We start from the raw sequence: 19370 nt of genomic DNA on the forward strand, positions 1-19370 counted from the left end.
AATATGTTAGCTACAATGCGACGCCACGGCCTGATCCTGGCTTTCTTTGGCGCACTGATGACTGGCATGACGGCCTTGGTCAATCTGATGACCAAACCGACGATTGAACATCAGGCGCTGTTACAGCAGAAATCGCTGTTTGATCAGGTGATCCCAGCCAGCGTCTACGATAACGACATGCAGAACGAATGTTACAACGTCACCGATGAATCCCTGGGTACCGCCACCCCGCACCGCATGTATCTCGCGCGTAAAAACGGTCAGCCGGTGGCAGCCGTGGTGGAAACCACCGCACCTGACGGCTATTCCGGTGCGATTCAGTTGCTGGTGGCAGCAGATTTTCATGGCAAAGTTTACGGTTCCCGCGTGCTGGAACAGCATGAAACGCCGGGGCTGGGTGACAAAATTGAAGTGCGCATTTCCGACTGGATTAAGCATTTCGCCAATCAGACTATTAACGGTCCGACCGACGAACGCTGGGCGGTGAAGAAAGATGGCGGTATGTTTGATCAGTTTACCGGTGCGACGATCACGCCGCGCGCCGTTGTGCGTTCGGTAAAACGCACAGCATTATTTATCGGGACGGTACCGTCTCAGCTTTCCCACCTCACCCCTTGTGGAGCCCGTGATGAGTGAAGCCAAAAAGATAATTGTTCAGGGTCTGTGGACCAATAACTCCTCGCTGGTGCAGCTGCTGGGACTTTGTCCGCTGCTGGCCGTGACGTCCACCGCCACCAACGCCCTCGGTTTAGGGCTGGCAACCACGCTGGTGCTAACCTGTACCAACGCGATGATTTCCGCGTTCCGTAAGTGGATCCCGGATGAAATCCGCATCCCGATTTACGTACTGATTATCGCCTCGGTGGTGAGTACCGTGCAGATGCTGATCAACGCTTACGCATTCGGCCTTTATCAGGCGCTGGGGATCTTTATTCCGCTTATCGTCACCAACTGTATTGTTGTCGGTCGCGCCGAAGCCTGCGCCGCCAGCAGCCCTGTCCATCTGGCGGCTCTTGACGGTGCCATGACCGGTCTGGGCGCAACCTGTGCGATGTTCGTGCTCGGTTCAATGCGTGAAATTCTCGGCAGCGGCGTGCTGTTTAACGGCGCAGACCTGCTGCTCGGCAGCTGGGCGAAAGTGCTGCGCGTCGAAGTGCTGCATCTGGATAATCCGTTCCTGCTGGCGATGTTGCCGCCGGGCGCGTTTATCGGCCTCGGCCTGTTGCTGGCCGCCAAATACCTGATTGATCAGCGCATGAAAGCGCGCAAAGCCGTGCAGCATGTCTCGGCTGAAGAAACTCTGCCAAAGGGAAGTGTTCATGAATAAGGAAAAGCGTGTCGAAATTCTCAGCCGTTTGCGTGACAACAACCCGCATCCGACGACCGAACTGGTGTACACCACCCCGTTCGAGCTGTTGATTTCGGTTCTGCTTTCCGCGCAGGCCACGGATGTCAGCGTGAACAAGGCCACGGCAAAGTTGTATCCGGTCGCCAATACCCCTGAATCCATTCTGGCGCTCGGCGTTGACGGCGTGAAGGAATACATCAAGACCATTGGCCTGTTCAATTCTAAAGCCGAAAATGTGATTAAAACCTGTCGTATCCTGCTGGAAAAGCACAACGGTGAAGTGCCGGAAGACCGCGCCGCTCTTGAAGCCCTGCCGGGCGTCGGCCGTAAAACGGCCAACGTGGTACTGAACACCGCTTTTGGCTGGCCGACGATTGCCGTGGATACACACATTTTCCGCGTATGTAACCGGACGAAGTTTGCACCGGGGAAAACCGTCGATGACGTCGAAGAGAAATTACTGAAAGTGGTTCCGGCCGAGTTCAAACTCGATTGTCATCACTGGCTGATCCTGCATGGTCGCTATACCTGTATTGCGCGCAAGCCGCGGTGCGGGAGTTGCCTGATTGAGGATTTGTGTGAGAGTAAAGAGAAGGTTTATGCGGAGTGAAAGGGACGTGATCCGCGCGCTGGCCATGTTTCAGCAACCACACCGACAGGCTGGAAATCTTGCCGCTGCGCGGTGCCTTCATTTCGGGATTGCAGCCTATGGTCTGCAACCTCTCATTCAGCAAGCTTTCTGAATCGCCCGCAGGATCTTAAATTCAAAAGCAGAAGGAATTTATCTTTTAGAAATGTCGATTGGCAAGGTAAGGATGGCTCGGTCTGCTCCCTCCCCTGCGAAGGGGAGGGCTGGGGTGGGGTATTGAATAAAAATCAAAGAGTTAAAGTTTGCTTTGACTGCTGTTTTATCTGCTAAATCCCCTCCTGACCTCCCTCTTCGCAGGGGGAGGAGAAAGTCAAAATCAAATAAATGATTTCGCCTGCTTCAGTACCACATCACACGCTTTAGTTTTCACTTTCTCTTTTACCTGCGTCAGCCCGCTGCCGAGATTGTTCAGGTCTACACTCTGATCTTTACCGGTTTTCAGTAAACCGCCCAGCCCTTGCTGGTAATCCTGACTTTCAGCACCCGCTGCTGTCTCAATGCCCAGTTTATTAAGAAGCTGATCTTTGACGTTTTCAGTGCTGGCTTTGGAAAGCACATTGTTCTTCACACAATACTGCAATACACCAGCGACGTTGTTCGCGCTGGTCGAGGTCAGTGCGCTGTCTCCACCGCTGAGCAGCGAGGTGAGAGAAGACGTGGTGCCGGTAGAACCGGTTTTGCTGCTGGTGCCATTCAGTCCGTCGCTGGCAGCCTGCTGCAGTTGTCCCAGAAGATTATTCGATGCCTGTGCGCCTGCTGAAAGCAACATACCCGCAGAGGCCATCGCCAGAACAACCGCTTTCATATTTTTCATGTCTTACTCCATCCATTTTACATAAGTATTGCGGCAAATCTTGGGCTTAAATATTCATTACATCAATAGGAATACCGGACAGAACGTCTTTATTGCGCTGCCGGCGGCGACTTGTTGAGCGCCTGCTGCGCCAGCCAGACACCTGCTGCCGTGAAAAAGTGCTGAGCCAGCGGCGTTGCCCTTCCCCCTTCGGCGACCACCAGCGCGGCGTGGCGGCTCATCGGCGTGATATCCAGCGGACAACGTTTCAGCGCAGGATGCATTTCGTCGATAAGATGCCCGCGCGGAACCAGCGCACAACCGATGCCGACAAACACGCCCTGCATCAGCTGAAAAATCGAGGTGCTTTCCAGCGTCGGATGCAATTCCAGCCCGGACTGACGGAAGAAATTGTCCAGATAACGGCGGAAATAGCGGCTTGGTTCAGACAGACATAACGGCAATGTCACTGCCTGTTCAGCGGTCATCCGTTCAATGTCCTGCAATTGCGGGAAATGGTCCGGGTGATACACCACGTCAACGCCGCCGTCGTCGAGCGGCACCAGCTGGAAACGCAGTTCATTGAGCGTCGAAAACTCGAAAAAACCGATCCCCACATCTACCGAATGACTGCTCAGCGCTTCAATCAGTTGATCGGCACTGACTTCTGAAACCCGGTAATCCAGCCCCGGATGCGCTTCGCTGACGGCTTTGATCAGCTGTGCCAGCGAGACGCTGCATTGTGGCATGACGCCGATACGTAATGTACCGCTCATACCCTGTTTCAGCGATTCGACTTCCAGTTTCAGGCCTTCATAGACAGCGACGATTTCACGTGCCCAGCTCAGAACGCGCAATCCTTCAGCGGTAAAACCTTCAAAGTTATTACCGCGATTGATCAGATTGAGGTCGAGTTCTTTTTCGAGGTTCTTGAGACGCATCGAAAGCGTCGGCTGGCTGACAAAGCTGGCTTCCGCCGCCCTGCCAAAATGCCGTTCGCGTTCGAGGTTACACAGATAGATAAGTTGTTTGATATCCAATTTAGAGTCTGATTCAGCCGGTTGTTTTGCCTGATTGAGTGTTGCCTATTATAAGCCAAAGTCATGGGTATGACGCAGCGGATTAAAACCGGCTAAGGCATCCTGACGCTGTTTACGGGCGCGGCGGGCCAAAGCATACGCCGGATCGCCGTTGAAGCCGTGGAATCCCCCCGGATAGATGCTGAATTCTACCGGCACGCCGGCGCGGATTAACCGGCGGGCATACTCAATATTTTCATCGAGGAATAAATCTATCGAGCCGACACCAATCCAGGCCGGAGGTAATCCGCCAGGATCTTCCGCGCGGGCAGCAGCAGCGTAGCAGGAAATTTCCGGCAACCCCGCTTCATGCCCGAGATACGCCTGCCAGCCAAAACGGTTGTCCTCACGCGTCCACGAGAACTCGCCGGTGACGGGATTAGGGTTGGGATCGGTGACGGTACGGTCGTCGAGCATCGGGTACATCAGATTCTGAAACGCCAGCTTTGGGCCACCACGGTCGCGGGTCAGCAATGCCAGTGACGCCGCCAGACCCGCGCCGGCGCTGTCGCCCATCACGCCAATATGCGCAGGATCGATACCCAGTTCCTGCGCCTGTTCTGCCATCCAGACCAGCGCGGCATAGCAGTCTTCAAGCGGGCCGGGGAATGGCGTTTCAGGCGCCAGACGATAATCCACCGAGACAATTACACAATCCTGCTGTGCCGCCGTCGGACGCGTGAGCGGCATCGACTGTTCCGGACTGCCCAGCACATAACCGCCACCGTGAATGTGCAGGATACCCATCCGCCCTTTGCGTTGGTGTTGCGGCGAAATCACCGCCACACGCACCGCCGGCGCATCTTCGACACCGGGAATGTGATGTTGAGTCACCGTCACCGGCAGTGCGTCATCCTGTGACAGACTTTCCAGCGCGGCCTTCTGACGCTGCTCGCGCATGGCGGGCAAAACGGAGTTTTCAAGCACACGCTCCGGCATATCTGCCAGTAACGGGCGCAGTTCGGGGTCAACAAGGTGGACTGTTTTCATTGCGGGATCCCTCTGAGAATTGATTTATCCCGTTATTTATAACGCCATACACCGGTTTTAAATAGTCTCTATCGTTATGCCTTATACCTGATTAGGTTCAGTATTCCATGTTGACCAGAATACAAAAAAGGGGCCGAAGCCCCTTCCGTTATGCAGTTGCGATTATTTTTTGCTTTGTTTGGTCGCAAAACCCTGGTTCAGTTTGCGCCAGTACACCAGCCAGGTGATCAGCGCACAAACCACGTAAAACACCAGGAAGACTTTCATCGCACCGGCCGGTGAACCGGTCATCGCCAGTGAAGTACCGAACGCTTTAGGAATAAAGAACCCGCCAATCGCGCCGATTGAAGAGATAAAACCGAGCGCCGCAGCAGTATCCGTGACGGCTTCACGCAATGCATCATCATCACTTGCACCGCGGGCTTTAGCCTGATCGGTGGTCAGTTTACGGAAGATCACCGCAATCATCTGGTAGGTGGAACCACTGCCCAGACCGGCCGTCAGGAACAGCACCATGAATACCGCGAAGAATGCCGGGAAGTTGCCGCCGACGCCGCCAACCGGCAGGGTCAGGAACAGCAGGCCCGCGAAAATAGCCATCACAATGTAGTTCACCAGCGTTACGCGGATACCGCCGAGACGGTCAGATAACATGCCACCCGCAGAACGCGCCAGCGCACCGAAGAACGGACCGAAGAAAGCGAATTGCAGAATGTTAACGTCCGGGAACTGGGTTTTGGTCAGCATGGCAAAACCAGCGGAGAAGCCGATAAATGAGCCGAAAGTCGCCAGGTACAACACGCTCATGATCCACAAATGGCCGCGCTTCAGCACCGGTAACTGCTGGCGGATTGACGCTTTGGAAGACGCCAGGTCATTCATGCCGAACCAGGCTGCAATCGTACCGATCAGCAGGAAAGGTACCCAGATCCACGCCGCATTTTGCAGCCACATGTCTGAACCGTTCGCCAGCGTTTGTTTGTCACTGAACGCCGCGAAAACGCCAAGGGAAATCACCAGCGGAGCAACCAGTTGCATCACGCTCACGCCCAGATTTCCCAGACCGCCATTAATACCCAGTGCGCCACCCTGCTTCGCTTTCGGGAAGAAGAAGCTGATGTTGGACATGCTCGAGGCGAAGTTTGCGCCACCGAAGCCGCACAACAGCGCGATGATCAGGAAGACGTTGTAAGACGTGCTGGTATCCTGCACCGCAAAGCCCAGCCATGCACACGGCAGGATCAGGAAGACGGTGCTGATTGCTGTCCAGCGACGGCCGCCAAACAGCGGGATCATAAAGGAGTAAGGTACGCGCAACAGTGCGCCGGAGACTGACGGGATAGCTGTCAGCATAAACAGCTGATCGGTGGTGAAGTTAAAACCGACTTTGTTCAGATTGACAGAAACCAGGCTGAACAGCATCCAGACACAGAAACCCAGCAGCAAACAGGGAACAGAAATCCACAAGTTTCGGCTGGCCACTTTATGCCCGGTCTTTTCCCAAAATTCCGGATCTTCCGGACGCCAGTCCTGCAAAAGGCGGGACGGTTTTTCCGCCGGTGACGCTGATGTATGTGACATGTGTACCTCGGGTGGCAACGCATTGTTGTTGTAATGATTAAGTTATGTCGCACACACTAGGTAGAGCCCCGCCTCCTGATGTTGATGCAAATCAACGCAACAGCAGGTGGATCATGGCCTGAAAATGACCACAAATCCTTTATGAGTATTCGGCGATTTTCTAATAAACTGCTAATATTCATAAAGTTGATAAAGAGTTCCCTGCCCCATTTTTACCGGTTAGTCCCAAATGGAAATAAAGGAGTAATCATAAAGAGGTATAGGGAAACTCACTCTGATCATAAAAAATGCCCACTCGGTACAAGACTGTGACGATCCACACTTTTCAACATCCCGATAAATTCCAGGAATTCTCTTCATGCTTAAACGTGTTCTGCCTTCTCTTTCGCTGGTCAGCCAGACAACATTACTGATGTTGCTGCTTGGCCTGCTGGGTATTGGCGGAATGAGTATGGCAGCGTGGATGGCGGGAAGTATCGAAGGCAATGCCCACGCGATTAATAAAGCCGGTTCGCTGCGCATGCAAAGCTACCGGTTGTTGTCTGAAGTGCCGCTCGAAGGGAAAAACACCGCGTATATTCGCCAGATTGAAGCCGATCAGAACAGTGCCGATCTGCTGCAGGCGGTTGAGCGCGAAAATCTGCAACCGCAGTTCCAGGCGCTGCGCAATTACTGGCAGACAACGCTGCGGGATCAAATTCTGACCGCCAGACATCCGCAGGATGTGTCTGCCAATATTGCTGTCTTCGTGGGTCAGCTTGATGTGCTGGTCGCCGAACTGGAACATAAAACGGAATACCATTTACAGCAGATTTCGCTTATCCAGCGCGGTCTGGTCGCTGTGACGCTTCTTCTTCTTGCGCTGACTATCTGGTTTTTGCGCCGTCATCTGCTGTTTCCGTGGAGAAGTCTGCTTTCGCAGGCCAGTGCCATCACCGCCGGTGATTTCAGCCATCGTTATCAGCGTAACCGGGTCGCCAGGGGTGATGCACATAATGAAATGGATATTCTCGGCGATTCGCTGAACATCATGTCTCTGGCGCTGGCGGAAATGGTTGATAATCTGGCGCAGCGTGTGGCAGAGAAAACCGCCGATCTACAGCAGAAAAATCAGATGCTGGATTACCTGTACCGTGTGAGCCGCCAGCTTCACACCAGCGAGCCGCTTGAAGCACGAATGGAACCGGTATTGAAAGAATTACAATCGCTGACGCCCCTGAGCGGCGTGCAATTGCGTCAGTACGAAAATAACAGTGCCGACGTGTTTAATGCCGGGGGATTTAACGAATCAAGTCACGCATCAGCCCGCCCGCCACGCGGCCCCGAAGAAGACGAACATACCGATGATGCCAGCGAGTCCCTGAGCTGGAGTCTGCGTGATGAGCGTGAAAATTACGGCGTGTTACTGGCGCAACTGCCGCCGGGTGAAAATCTGAATGACGCTCAGCAACAGCTGGTGAGCACGCTGCTTGAGCAACTCACCAGCACGCTGATGCTGGCGCGTCAGGCCGAACATCAGCAACAGCTGATGCTGATGGAAGAACGTTCGGCAATTGCCCGCGAGCTGCACGATTCGCTGGCGCAGTCGCTTTCTTGCCTGAAAATTCAGGTCGCCTGTCTGCAAATGCACGCCGGTGCTTTTAGCGAAGAAGACCAGAATCTGCTGCAACAAATGCGCGATGAACTGAGTACGGCTTACCGCCAGTTGCGCGAATTACTGACCACGTTCCGCCTGATGCTCAATACCCCCGGACTGCGGGCAGCGCTGCAACATACTGTGGATGAATTCTCACGCCGTATGGGACTGACGATAGATTTTGATTACCAGATCCCGCCGCGTTCCGTGCCAGCGAATCAGGGCATTCACCTGCTGCATATCGCCCGTGAAGCACTCAACAATGTGTATAAGCACGCCAACGCCACGCAGGTTTCGCTTTCACTGCATTGCGTCAACGGTGAGATCACGCTGCGTATTTGTGATGACGGCGAAGGTATTTCCCCGAATGTCGAACGACAAAATCATTATGGCCTGATCATCATGCAGGATCGCGCCAGTATCTTACACGGTAAATGTCGGGTTGCCCGACGCCCGGACGGCGGCACAGAAGTAACAGTCCGTTTTCGTCCGGAAGCCCTGCCCATTAATCCCCAGGAGCAAGTATGAACGACATGAACCCTTCCACTATTTTGCTGATTGACGATCATCCGATGCTGCGTAATGGCGTCAAACAGCTGATTGCGCTGGATACCAGCCTGAAGGTGATTGGCGAAGCCAGCAACGGCGAACAGGGAGTGGAACTGGCCAAAAAGCTCGATCCCGACCTGATCTTGCTTGATCTGAACATGCCGGGCATGAACGGCCTCGATACGCTCGACAGTATGCGCCAGACCTCGCTTTCCGGCCGGATTGTGGTGTTCAGCGTCTCCAATCATGAGGATGACGTCGTAACGGCACTCAAACGCGGCGCGGACGGATATTTACTGAAAGATATGGAGCCGGAGGATTTGCTGACCGCGTTGCACAACGCCGCGGCGGGGAAAATGGTGTTAAGCGAAGCCCTGACGCCGGTGCTGGCTGCCAGCCTGCGGGAAAGCCGTCCGAGCGGTGACCGCGATATTCAGTCCCTGACCCCGCGCGAGCGCGACATCATCAAACTGATTGCAGAAGGTTTGCCGAATAAGATGATCGCCCGCCGTTTGAACATCACCGAAAGCACGGTGAAAGTTCACGTCAAACATCTGCTGAAAAAAATGAAGTTAAAATCCCGCGTCGAAGCCGCAGTGTGGGTATTGCAGAGTAACGTGCTTTGACAGTCGTCAGCCTTTAAAACCCCCTCCCAACCTCCCTCTTCGCAGGGGGAGGAGTAAAACAAATCGCCTTTCTGCTTTAGCTAGAAATTCAGCCCCGCGTCGTCACCATACTGCGGTTGTGCGGTCAGCGGCGGAGAGACATTGAGCGTAATCCAGTTGGATGTCACTTTCTGCGATTTACTGTCTTCGACCGTGACGGAAAGCCGGTAACTGTTGGTCGCGCCCGGCGAGTTATCCCATTGCGGTACAATCACACTCCAGCCATCAGGGTTACGGTTATTCGCCGGTGGCGTCAGGCTGAGTGCCTGCGTGTCACCCTGCCAGCTTAGTGCCACAACTGAATTCACCGCGCGTAATTGCAGTTTGAGCGGCACAGTTTCGCCCGGCTGTAATGACCACGGCGGCGTGGCTAAAAATACCGATAACGTTTTGCGCTGCTTAAACTCCATGACCGGCATATTATTGCGATCGACCATATCCATCCGGCTGCCGCGCAGCGATCTCGCTGCCGCCACATTTTGCGATGACAACTGCTGAGCCAGCGGCACGCCCAGCCGGTAGTTCAGCGTCAGTTTAACCAGATCCTGATTATCGCCGTCCTGCCCCGCCTGATGCTCTGCCATGACTGTCACCAGCGGCACCGGCGTGTAATTGAGCCCGAACGAAACCGCCGACGGATTGCTCTGGCGCGTTCCGTTACCGAATAAATCGACCTGATCACCAAAATACTGCTCGTAACTGAGCGACGCGCCCAGCTGGCGATAAAACGGCAAATAACCTTTGGTGGAGATGTCATAACCGCGGGCCTGACGGCGCAACTGCGTTGACGAGCTGCTGTCGGCTTTCCAGGAGGAAAACGGCTGATAATAGTTGGTCGAGAATCGCAGATAATCTGTCCAGGCCTCTGCGCCAAGACTGCCCCGCGTCAGCTGATGGTCAAAATCATTATCGACAAAAGCGTTGTAACCCAGCATCCACGGGCCGGTATTAAAACGCTGACCCAACCCGAAATTACCGACCGTAGCATCAGTTGCGCTTTGCAGACCGATCTGACTGTAGACCAGATTGTTTTCAGAATTGTATAACGGGCTGAAAAGCTGACCGGAACTGCCATCAAGATTATGACCGGTCATATCCAGCGTTGTACTGACTGTGCCCAGCGGCGAAAGTAAGCTGCTGGTTTCTTTCTGAACCAGTTTAGCAGCCTGACTCAGTGCCAGTGTTTCGGCCTGCACACGCAGCGGATCGTCGCTGTCACTGGTCGTGGTACCCAGTTCTTTCAGGGTGGTCGCCAGCTGTTTTTCAGTAGCACTCGGGCCGGTATCATTTTTAATGTACTGGCTGCCCAGACTTGGCAGAGCATTAGTCTGCGGCGCAGCGCCGGTGTTAAATGTTGAATGATTATCGCTGGCGGGCAGGAAACCGGTGAGGTTATAGCTGAGGCCGCCGTATTCGGCAGGGTCTGCCGTCAGCGCACTGGCGCTTACAGCATAGAGAGCAGTTCCTCCTGCGAATATCACAGGGACTGCGTAACGCTTCAATAAATCAGAAAAAAAATCTGTGACGTTTGTCATGCCTTACACATTTTGTTAGTAAGATTTGATCTTACCTCACAAGCAGCATAATTCAACCTTCATGCCACAAAAGGTCACACACCCCTTCTCCTTAAGTGAAATCATTTGAATTCATTTCCTTGATGAATACATGGATGAATTGTCATCAGATCACAAAATTTCTTCTAAAATTACATCGAAAGAATCAATTCACACACATTTCATAACATTTTTAACACACTAACCATTTATCTTTACAGTCTGTTTTCATTTATCCTTAGCAGGTTAACGATTTCTGATGCCACCCGACTGCTTTTGCAGAGCGTATCTGAAATCAGAATGGAGTTGTGACCCGCAGATGTTTAATACGCGGGATCAGCGTCATTTATAGCCAGTTGTTGCAACACATAGCCCTTCTAAAAAACAGGGAACATAAATGAGCAAAAAAACATTGCCCGGTGTAACACGCCGGCAGATTCTCTCGTTCACGGCAGCCTCAGCGGTATTGGGCGCAGCCAAAGCCGCAAACGCAGTCACGCTCAAAGGTACGCCCGTGTGGAGCCCCTTCGATGCGAGTCCCCCACCGCAAATTGACATCGATGGCTGGGCGTTCTTCACCGATGCAGAAGCCGCCGCAATGGAAGCCATCGTTGACCGGCTGGTACCTGCCGATAATCTGAGCGTCGGCGGCAAAGAAGCCGGCTGCGCTGTGTTTATTGACCGCCAGCTGGCTGGTTTCTACGGCACCTACGCCCGTCTGTATATGGAAGGCCCTTTCCAGGAAGGCACGCCGGAGCAAGGCGATCAGTCTCCGCTGGTTCCCCAGCAACGTTACCGTCTGGGCCTTGCCGCACTGGATAAATATACCCAGTCTCAGCACCAGAAGTTGTTCAAAGACCTGCCCGGTGACCAGCAGGACCAAATTCTGTCCGGTCTGGAAAACGGAAAAATAGCTCTCGATGGGATCGATTCCAAACTGTTCTTCGCCATTGCGCTGAAAAACACCATGGAAGGTTTCTTCGCCGATCCCATTTATGGCGGTAACCGCAATATGGTGTCGTGGAAAATGCTGGGCTTTCCTGGCGCACGCTACGACTACCGCGAATATGTCGGCAAACATAACCAGAAACTCGATCTGGAACCGCTGAGTATTTCGGGCGGCGACGCATGGAAAATGAAAAGCTAAGGGCAGAACAACATTATGGCAAAGAAATTACCTAAAACCGACGTGGTGGTTATCGGGCTCGGCTGGGCCGGTTCGATCATCGCCAATGAATTATGCGACGAAGGCCTCAACGTAGTGGCGATTGAGCGCGGTCCGTGGCGCGATACTGCCCGTGATTTCAACGTGGCGACCGTCACTGACGAATTGCGTTACAACAGCCGTCAGGAACTGATGCTGCGTACCCGCCAGAACACCATCACTATCCGTAACAATCCGGCACAAACCGCCCTGCCAATGCGCGAATGGGGTTCTTTCCACCCGGGCAACGGCACCGGCGGCGCAGGCAACCACTGGGCGGGGATCACCTTCCGTTTCCAGCCCGATGAATTCCGGCTGAAAAGCCATCTGACCGAACGTTATGGCGCGAATGCTATCCCGGAAGAACTGGTTCTGCAGGACTGGGGCACCGACTGGGAAGAGATGGAACCGCACTATGCCTCTTTCGAACGCCTTGCCGGTGTTTCCGGTAAAGCCAGCAATGTGAAAGGCGAACATCATGACGGCGGTAACCCGTATGAAGGGATGCGATCGATTGAGTACCCAACCCGCCCGATGGATCAGCCTTATGGCCCGACGCTGTTTGCTGAAGCCGCGCGCAATATGGGCTACAAGGCTTTCCCGGTGCCCTCTTCGCTGATTTCCGAACCTTACACCAACCCGCTCGGCGTGAAAATGGGGCCGTGTACGTACTGCGGTTTCTGCACCAACTACGGCTGCGCAAACTATTCGAAAGCCAGCGCCATCACCACCGTGTTACCGGCGCTTATCCGCAAAGAGAATTTCGAAGCGCGCACCAACTGTGAAGTGATGCAGGTGCTGACCGATTCCACAGGCAAACGCGCCACCGGTGTGGTCTACATCGACTCTTCCGGTGATGAGTGGGAACAGCCGGCAGATCTGGTGATTGTCAGCGCTTTCACCTTTGAAAACGTGCGTCTGATGCTGCTTTCCGGTATCGGCAAACCATACGACCCGGTCACCTTAAGTGGCACCACCGGTCGTAATTATGCTTATCAGACCGCCAACAGCGTGCAGCTGTTCTTTGATGACAAAAACTTCAACCCGTTCATCGGCGCAGGCGCGGTCGGTATGGGTATTGATGATTTTAACAACGACAACTTTGACCACAGCGGTCTGGGCTTCTTCGGCGGCGGCAGTATCCGCGTCACGCCGATCGGTGGTGCGCCAATCGGTTACCGCCCGGTTCCGCCGGGAACGCCAAAGTGGGGTTCCGAGTGGAAAAAAGCCACGGCAGACAACTACCTCAGCTCAATGTCGATCGGTTGTGAAGCCAGCAGCTACACCACCAAAACCAACTATCTGTCGCTTGATCCGAACTACAAGGATCGCCTGGGCCGTCCGCTGCTGCGTGTGACCTTCGACTTCCCGGAAAACGACCTGAAAATGGCCGCCTATTGCACCGGTAAAGTCGCTGAAATCGCCAAGGCGATGAACCCGCGCCAGCTGGTTGCTAACCCGATGAAAGGCCACTGGAACGGTACGCCGTATCAGTCCTCACACGTGGTCGGCGGTTTTGTGATGGGCGCGGATCCTTCCACCAGCTCAGTCAACAAACACCTGCAAGTCTGGGATGTGCCTAACCTGTTTGTGGTCGGCGCTTCGGCCTTCCCGCAAAACCCGGGTTACAACCCGACCGGCACCGTGGGCGCGCTGGCGTTTAAAGCCGCCTATGCCATCCGTAACTTCTATCTGAAAAAACCGGGAGAGATGATCGCATGAAAAAGTTAACGTCATTCTCACTCGGATTACTGGCACTGAGCGTTTCCGGTCTGGCGCATGCCGCGGGCGACGGCTCCTTCGAACAGGTGGAACGCGGGCGTTATCTGGCCACCGTGGGCGACTGCGCGGCCTGTCATACCGCCCCGACGCCGGATGCCAAACCTTTCGCCGGTGGCGTGCCGATTGAAACGCCGTTTGGCCGTCTGGTCGGCGCAAATATCACGCCGGATCCGGAAACAGGTATCGGTAAATGGAGCTTCGACGACTTCCAGCGCGCGATGTCCGAAGGTATCGGTCACGGCGGGAAACGTCTGTACGGCGCGATGCCTTTCACGGCGTACACCAAAGTCACCCGTGAAGATAACGCCGCCATCTGGGCTTATCTGCAAACCCTGCAACCGGTGCATCACGAAGTCGAAACCAACCAGCTGCCGTTCCCGTTCAACGTGCGTACCAGCCTGATGGGCTGGAACTGGCTGAACTTCAACAAAGGCGAATTTAAACCGCAGATGGATAAGTCTGCCGAATGGAATCGCGGCGCTTATATTGTTGAAGGCCTGGGGCACTGCGGAACCTGTCATACGCCGAAAAATATGATCGGCGGTGACAAGGACAGCGAATTCCTGCAAGGCGCTGTGGTTGAAAACTGGGTCGCGCCGGACATCACCACCAACAAGCACACGGGTATCGGCAACTGGACGCAGGAAGATCTGATGCAATATCTTAAGACCGGTTCTAACCGCTTCGATATGGCGTCAGGCCCGATGGCTGAAGAAGTGACAAATTCTTCACAACACTGGACGGATGCGGATCTCAAGGCCGTGGCGGTTTATCTTAAAGACAGCGGTCACGACAGCGGAAATAAAGCTCCGGCGCCGGTGAAAGCGGAAGATAACGCCATGATGACCGGGAAGCACATCTATGCTGACCGTTGTTCCGCGTGTCATACGCCTGACGGCAAAGGTCAGGAAGGATTGTTCCCGCGGCTGGCCGATTCAGCGCTCATCAATCAGCCTGACGCCACATCGCTTATCCGCGTGGTGCTGACGGGCAGCCGTCCGGTCGGAACCGACAGCAAACCGACGGCGCCGTCTATGCCTTCGTTTGATGCCAATATGAGCGACGCCGATGTGGCTAACGTACTGACGTATATCCGTAACAGCTGGGGAAATGCCGCCTCGCCGGTGTCAGCCTCAGACGTGAAAGACCTGCGTGCAGAACTAAAGAAATAAGCAGGAAACGATTGAAATGACAAAGGCCGCGCAAGCGGCCTTTCTTTATGCAAGCATCACAGAAAATCAGTGTCGGGAAGGCATTTGCATAATCTGAACTAACAGATGATCATTATTCTGGCTTAATTGCACCAGATGTTTGCATTCCACTTTAATGGCAGTGAGCTGTTCTTCGGTCAGCGAGTACGGCAGGTTGATATCAATGCTGTACATATTTTGCTGCCCGGCCAGTTCAATCAGGCGGACGATATTGGTTTCATCGCTGACCTGCGTGGAAACCACCTGTAAAGCCAGTGCGCGTAAGGCTTCCTGCCGGGAATTTTCTTTTTTAGAACGGGATTTCAGTACCATGCCGAAGAAAGGCATCACGCCGTAAATCGCGTCAACAAAGCTCCATTTCTTTTTGCAGGATGCGGACAAATATTCCATATAGTCAAAGGACGCTTTTTGACTGCGCGCATCAGGTACCAGGCGGTTTTCATTCATCCCCTATTCCTCTTCCTGGTCAGGGCTAATCAATTATTCAATCAATGTATAACGATGAAGATATTCGCCTATATAATGGCATAATTCACGGATACTTTGCCAGTCGGTTCGGGTGCTTAAGTTTGAGCAATTATTGCCTGAGCAGACAGAATTTATCATTTCAGAATTTATCGAAAGTATTTCGCGGAGATGGAATTTACGCCGCAAAACTGACATGTTCTATTACGCTAGCAGGATGGCGCCGCCAGCTGGGTCACGCTATCCTAATCACCGGATTTCTTAAAGCAGCAAGCCAATGAATAAAATCGTTTTTGTAGAAGATGATGTAGAAGTCGGCAACCTGATCGCCGCCTATCTGGGTAAACACGATATCGATGTTATGGTAGAGCCGCGTGGCGATACGGCGCAGGCACGTATTGAGAAGGAAAAACCCGATCTTGTCCTGCTGGACATCATGCTTCCCGGCAAAGACGGCATGACGTTGTGCCGCGATTTACGGCCGATATTTCCGGGGCCAATCGTGTTGCTGACCTCGCTCGACAGCGACATGAACCACATTTTATCGCTGGAAATGGGCGCTAACGATTACATTCTGAAAACCACACCACCGGCCGTGCTTCTGGCGCGTTTGCGTCTGCATTTACGCCAGAGTCCGGCGCAGACAATTCAAAACGAGCAGCCGGTTCAGACCCTGAAAAGTGGCAATGCCCTGCACTTTGGACAGCTTTGTATCGATCCGGTTAACCGCGAAGTTACGCTGGTTGATGAAACTATTGTGCTTTCCACTTCCGACTTTGATTTGCTGTGGGAACTGGCGACACATGCTGGTCGCATTATGGACCGCGAAGCCTTGCTGAAAAACCTGCGTGGCGTCAGCTATGACGGACTGGATCGCAGCATCGACGTGGCGATTTCCCGCCTGCGCCGCAAGTTATATGACAACACTCTTGAGCCCTTCCGCATTAAAACTGTGCGTAACAAAGGCTATCTGTTTGCCCCTAACGCCTGGGAGTCTCTGCAGGAATGAAAAAGCTTTTCATCCAGTTCTTTTTGTTGCTGCTGGTGTGCTTTATGGTCATGGCGATGCTGGTGGGGCTGGTCTATAAAGTGACCGCTGAGAAAACAGGCCGGCAGTCCATGAACGATCTGATGAAAAGTTCGCTCTATTTAATGCGCAGTGAGCTCAGGGAAATCCCGATTAAAGACTGGAATAAGACCATCAATACGCTGGATCTGAATCTGTCTTTCAAACTGCACATTGAACCCCTCGGTAAACGCAAACTCTCGCCGCTGCTCGATCAGCGCCTGAAAGACGGCGAAATTGTCGCGCTTGATGATGAATATACGTTTATCCAGCGGGTGCCGCGCAGCCATTACGTGCTGGTGGTCGGGCCGATCCCGTATCTGTTTTACATGCACGAAATGCGTGTGCTTGACCTCGTTCTGCTGATGTTCATCGGCCTGTCGCTCGCCTTACCCGTCTTCCTGTGGATGCGTCCGCACTGGCAGGATTTGCTGCGTCTGGAAAACTCGGCGCTGCGCCTCGGTAACGGGCATCTTGACGAGCGCATTGATTTTGATTCGACCTCCAGCCTGAACCGTCTGGGCGTGGCGTTTAATCAGATGGCAGACAACATCAGCACGCTGGTAGCCAGTAAAAAGCTGCTGATCGACGGCATCGCGCATGAACTTCGCACACCGCTGGTTCGCCTGCGTTACCGGCTGGCAATCAGTGAAAATTTACCCGAGGCGGAGCAAAACGCCATCAACCGGGATATCGGGCAGCTTGAAGCGCTGATCGATGAACTGCTGACGTATGCGCGCCTTGACCGGCCACAGGTGACGCTGAATCTGGAAAAAGTGAATCTGGCAGAATGGCTTGAAGACAAAGTCGATGATTTCCGCATGATCACCGAGCGCACGATACTTTACCACGCGCCGCAAAACAGCGATTTCGGCGGCGTGGATTTACGTCTGATGGAACGCGTACTGGATAATCTGGTCAATAACGGGCTGCGTTATTCGCAGGAAGCCCTGCGCGTCAGCCTGTGGCTGGACGGTGAACTGGCCAGCCTGCAAGTCGAAGACGACGGGCCGGGCATTCCGCCGGAAGAACGCCAGCGGATCTTCGAACCGTTCGTGCGTCTCGACCCAAGCCGCGATCGCGCTACCGGCGGCTGCGGGCTGGGGCTGGCCATCGTCCATTCCATCGCCGTGGCCTATCAGGGGCGTATCGCCGTTGACAGCAGCCCGCTAGGCGGCGCCAGTCTGCGTTTCAGCTGGCCGGTAAAACCGACATTTAATCTGGCTGTTGAACAGCCTAATAATGAAAATCAGGAAGGGAGCCACAATGACCATCGCCTATAAAAAACTACATGACACCTTCGCCCGCCTCTCCCGCTTTGGCCACTTATCGGCTATTGCAGGCTGGGACGCCGCCGCCATGATGCCACCTGAAGGCGGACAAGCCCGCTCGGAAGCACTGGCGGAACTGAGCGTGCTGACGCATCAGATCCTCACCGCGAAACAGGTAGGTGAATGGCTGGAGCAGGCAAGCGGCGAACAGCTTAACGACGTGGAGCAGGCAAACCTGCGTGAGATGCGTCGTCATTACCAGCAGGCCGCGCTGCTGCCGGAAAGTCTGGTGCAGGCAAAATCACTGGCCGGCGCACGTTGCGAGCAAGCATGGCGCATTCAGCGTAAAAGCAATGACTGGGAAGGTTTCGCTGATAACCTGAAAGACGTGGTGAAACTGAGCCGTCAGGAAGCGCAGTTGCGTTCAGAAGCTGCTGGCATCAGCCGCTACGATGCCCTGCTCGATTTGTACGAACCGGGTATGACCTCGCAGAAACTCGACGTATTGTTTGGCGATTTGAAAACCTGGTTGCCGGATTTGTTGCAGACGGTGGTCGAAAAGCAAAAATCTGAAACCCGCATCGCACCACAAGGTCCGTTTGACATCGAAAAACAGCGCCAGCTCGGACTGAAAGTGATGGCACGTCTGGGCTTTAACTTTGGTGCCGGTCGTCTGGATGTCAGCGCGCATCCGTTCTGTGGCGGCGTGCCGCAGGATGTGCGCATCACCACGCGGTATAACGAAGATGAATTCCTCAGCGCCATGATGGGTGTGATCCATGAAACGGGTCACGCGCGTTATGAGCAGAATCTGCCGAAAGAATGGCTCGGTCAGCCGGTGTCTAACGCGCGCTCAATGGGCGTTCATGAATCCCAGAGTCTGCTGTTTGAAATGCAATTAGGTTGCAGTGAACCCTTCCTGAAGTCTGTTTATCCGCTGGTTATCGAGCAATTCGGTCACCGCGAAGGTCTGGATGAAAGCAACTTCATGAAGCTGAACCAGCGCGTCCAGCCCGGTTTCATCCGCGTGGATGCCGATGAACTGAGCTATCCGGCTCACGTGATTTTACGTTATGAAATCGAAAAAGCACTGATGGAAGGCGAAATTGAAGTCGACGATATTCCGGCCTTGTGGAACAGTAAGATGAAGGAATATCTGGGCATCAATACCGTCGGCAACTACCGCGACGGTTGTATGCAGGACATTCACTGGACCGACGGCGGATTTGGTTATTTCCCGACGTATACGCTGGGTGCCATGTATGCCGCGCAGCTGTTCCAGACGGCCAATAAAGCGATCCCAACGTTGCAGGACGATATCGTACGCGGCGACCTGACGGCGTTGTTCCAGTGGTTGCAGCAAAATATCTGGCAACACGGCAGCCGCTTCTCGACTGATCAGCTGATCAAAAATGCCACGGGCGAAACGCTAAACCCGGCGTTCTTCCGCGCGCATCTCGAAAGTCGCTATCTGTAATTCATCTGAAAGTTCTTCTGAAAATTACTCATAAAAAACACCTCCTCTTAA

The 19370-nt window shown here is 53.8% G+C and carries 17 protein-coding genes; 11 read left to right on the forward strand and 6 right to left on the reverse strand.

Annotated elements, in window-relative coordinates:
- Nucleotides 1-3 precede the first annotated feature (3 nt).
- Genes rsxG through nth form a run of 3 tightly spaced genes read left to right on the forward strand, consistent with a single transcriptional unit; the run spans nt 4 to nt 1958 of the window.
- Nucleotides 4-636 carry an electron transport complex subunit RsxG gene (gene rsxG, locus J1778_RS02380; RefSeq protein WP_120163993.1) on the forward strand — a complete coding sequence of 211 codons (633 nt, stop codon included), beginning with the start codon at nt 4-6 and terminating at the stop codon, nt 634-636.
- Nucleotides 629-1327, forward strand: a complete 699-nt coding sequence (locus tag J1778_RS02385) for an electron transport complex subunit E (RefSeq protein WP_217171822.1) — start codon at nt 629-631, stop codon at nt 1325-1327. Before rsxG ends, J1778_RS02385 begins: the two co-directional genes overlap by 8 nt.
- Nucleotides 1320-1958, forward strand: coding sequence for an endonuclease III (gene nth, locus J1778_RS02390; RefSeq protein ID WP_217171823.1), 639 nt, complete (start codon nt 1320-1322; stop codon nt 1956-1958). Before J1778_RS02385 ends, nth begins: the two co-directional genes overlap by 8 nt.
- Before the next feature lie 355 nt (nt 1959-2313).
- Here nth and J1778_RS02395 read toward each other — a convergent pair whose 3' ends face one another.
- From J1778_RS02395 to J1778_RS02410, 4 genes are all read right to left on the reverse strand, one after another.
- Entirely contained in the window at nt 2314-2811 is a 498-nt protein-coding gene (locus J1778_RS02395; protein ID WP_217171824.1) for a YjjA family protein, read from the reverse strand.
- A gap of 89 nt (nt 2812-2900) precedes the next feature.
- Entirely contained in the window at nt 2901-3830 is a 930-nt protein-coding gene (locus J1778_RS02400) for a LysR family transcriptional regulator (protein WP_217171825.1), read from the reverse strand.
- Nucleotides 3831-3878: 48 nt separating this feature from the next.
- The gene (locus tag J1778_RS02405) at nt 3879-4859 is read right to left on the reverse strand and encodes an alpha/beta hydrolase (RefSeq protein ID WP_217171826.1); all 981 of its coding nucleotides are present in this window, start codon (nt 4857-4859) and stop codon (nt 3879-3881) included.
- A 162-nt stretch (nt 4860-5021) separates the two neighbouring features.
- A complete protein-coding gene (locus tag J1778_RS02410; RefSeq protein WP_217171827.1) occupies nt 5022-6440 on the reverse strand; it encodes a NarK family nitrate/nitrite MFS transporter in 1419 nt (472 codons plus the stop codon).
- 358 nt (nt 6441-6798) lie between these two features.
- On the opposite strand from J1778_RS02410, the gene narX reads away from it, so the two are divergent.
- A complete protein-coding gene (narX, locus tag J1778_RS02415; protein ID WP_217171828.1) occupies nt 6799-8604 on the forward strand; it encodes a nitrate/nitrite two-component system sensor histidine kinase NarX in 1806 nt (601 codons plus the stop codon).
- Nucleotides 8601-9251 carry a two-component system response regulator NarL gene (gene narL / locus J1778_RS02420; protein ID WP_217171829.1) on the forward strand — a complete coding sequence of 217 codons (651 nt, stop codon included), beginning with the start codon at nt 8601-8603 and terminating at the stop codon, nt 9249-9251. Before narX ends, narL begins: the two co-directional genes overlap by 4 nt.
- Before the next feature lie 80 nt (nt 9252-9331).
- Here the strand turns inward: narL and J1778_RS02425 are convergent, their stop codons facing one another.
- A complete protein-coding gene (locus tag J1778_RS02425; RefSeq protein ID WP_420804059.1) occupies nt 9332-10771 on the reverse strand; it encodes a YchO/YchP family invasin in 1440 nt (479 codons plus the stop codon).
- Between the two features lie 469 nt (nt 10772-11240).
- On the opposite strand from J1778_RS02425, the gene J1778_RS02430 reads away from it, so the two are divergent.
- From J1778_RS02430 to J1778_RS02440, 3 genes are read left to right on the forward strand one after another with little or no spacing between them, the layout of a single operon-like run.
- A complete protein-coding gene (locus tag J1778_RS02430; RefSeq protein WP_217171831.1) occupies nt 11241-11990 on the forward strand; it encodes a gluconate 2-dehydrogenase subunit 3 family protein in 750 nt (249 codons plus the stop codon).
- A 15-nt stretch (nt 11991-12005) separates the two neighbouring features.
- Nucleotides 12006-13769 carry a GMC family oxidoreductase gene (locus J1778_RS02435; RefSeq protein ID WP_217171832.1) on the forward strand — a complete coding sequence of 588 codons (1764 nt, stop codon included), beginning with the start codon at nt 12006-12008 and terminating at the stop codon, nt 13767-13769.
- Nucleotides 13766-15001: a c-type cytochrome gene (locus J1778_RS02440; protein ID WP_217171833.1), complete on the forward strand. Its 1236-nt coding sequence runs from the start codon at nt 13766-13768 to the stop codon at nt 14999-15001. Before J1778_RS02435 ends, J1778_RS02440 begins: the two co-directional genes overlap by 4 nt.
- A gap of 66 nt (nt 15002-15067) precedes the next feature.
- Here the strand turns inward: J1778_RS02440 and J1778_RS02445 are convergent, their stop codons facing one another.
- Complete coding sequence (locus tag J1778_RS02445; protein WP_217171834.1) at nt 15068-15487, reverse strand: hypothetical protein; 420 nt, start codon at nt 15485-15487, stop codon at nt 15068-15070.
- A 295-nt stretch (nt 15488-15782) separates the two neighbouring features.
- Here J1778_RS02445 and rstA point away from each other — a divergent pair, with 295 nt between their 5' ends.
- Genes rstA through J1778_RS02460 form a run of 3 tightly spaced genes read left to right on the forward strand, consistent with a single transcriptional unit; the run spans nt 15783 to nt 19319 of the window.
- The gene (gene rstA, locus J1778_RS02450; protein ID WP_217171835.1) at nt 15783-16514 is read left to right on the forward strand and encodes a two-component system response regulator RstA; all 732 of its coding nucleotides are present in this window, start codon (nt 15783-15785) and stop codon (nt 16512-16514) included.
- The gene (gene rstB / locus J1778_RS02455; protein ID WP_217171836.1) at nt 16511-17854 is read left to right on the forward strand and encodes a two-component system sensor histidine kinase RstB; all 1344 of its coding nucleotides are present in this window, start codon (nt 16511-16513) and stop codon (nt 17852-17854) included. The genes rstA and rstB overlap by 4 nt, the downstream gene beginning before the upstream one ends.
- A complete protein-coding gene (locus tag J1778_RS02460; RefSeq protein ID WP_217171837.1) occupies nt 17838-19319 on the forward strand; it encodes a carboxypeptidase M32 in 1482 nt (493 codons plus the stop codon). Before rstB ends, J1778_RS02460 begins: the two co-directional genes overlap by 17 nt.
- Nucleotides 19320-19370 lie beyond the last annotated feature (51 nt).

Source organism: Rahnella bonaserana, assembly GCF_019049675.1.
Taxonomy (GTDB): domain Bacteria; phylum Pseudomonadota; class Gammaproteobacteria; order Enterobacterales; family Enterobacteriaceae; genus Rahnella; species Rahnella bonaserana.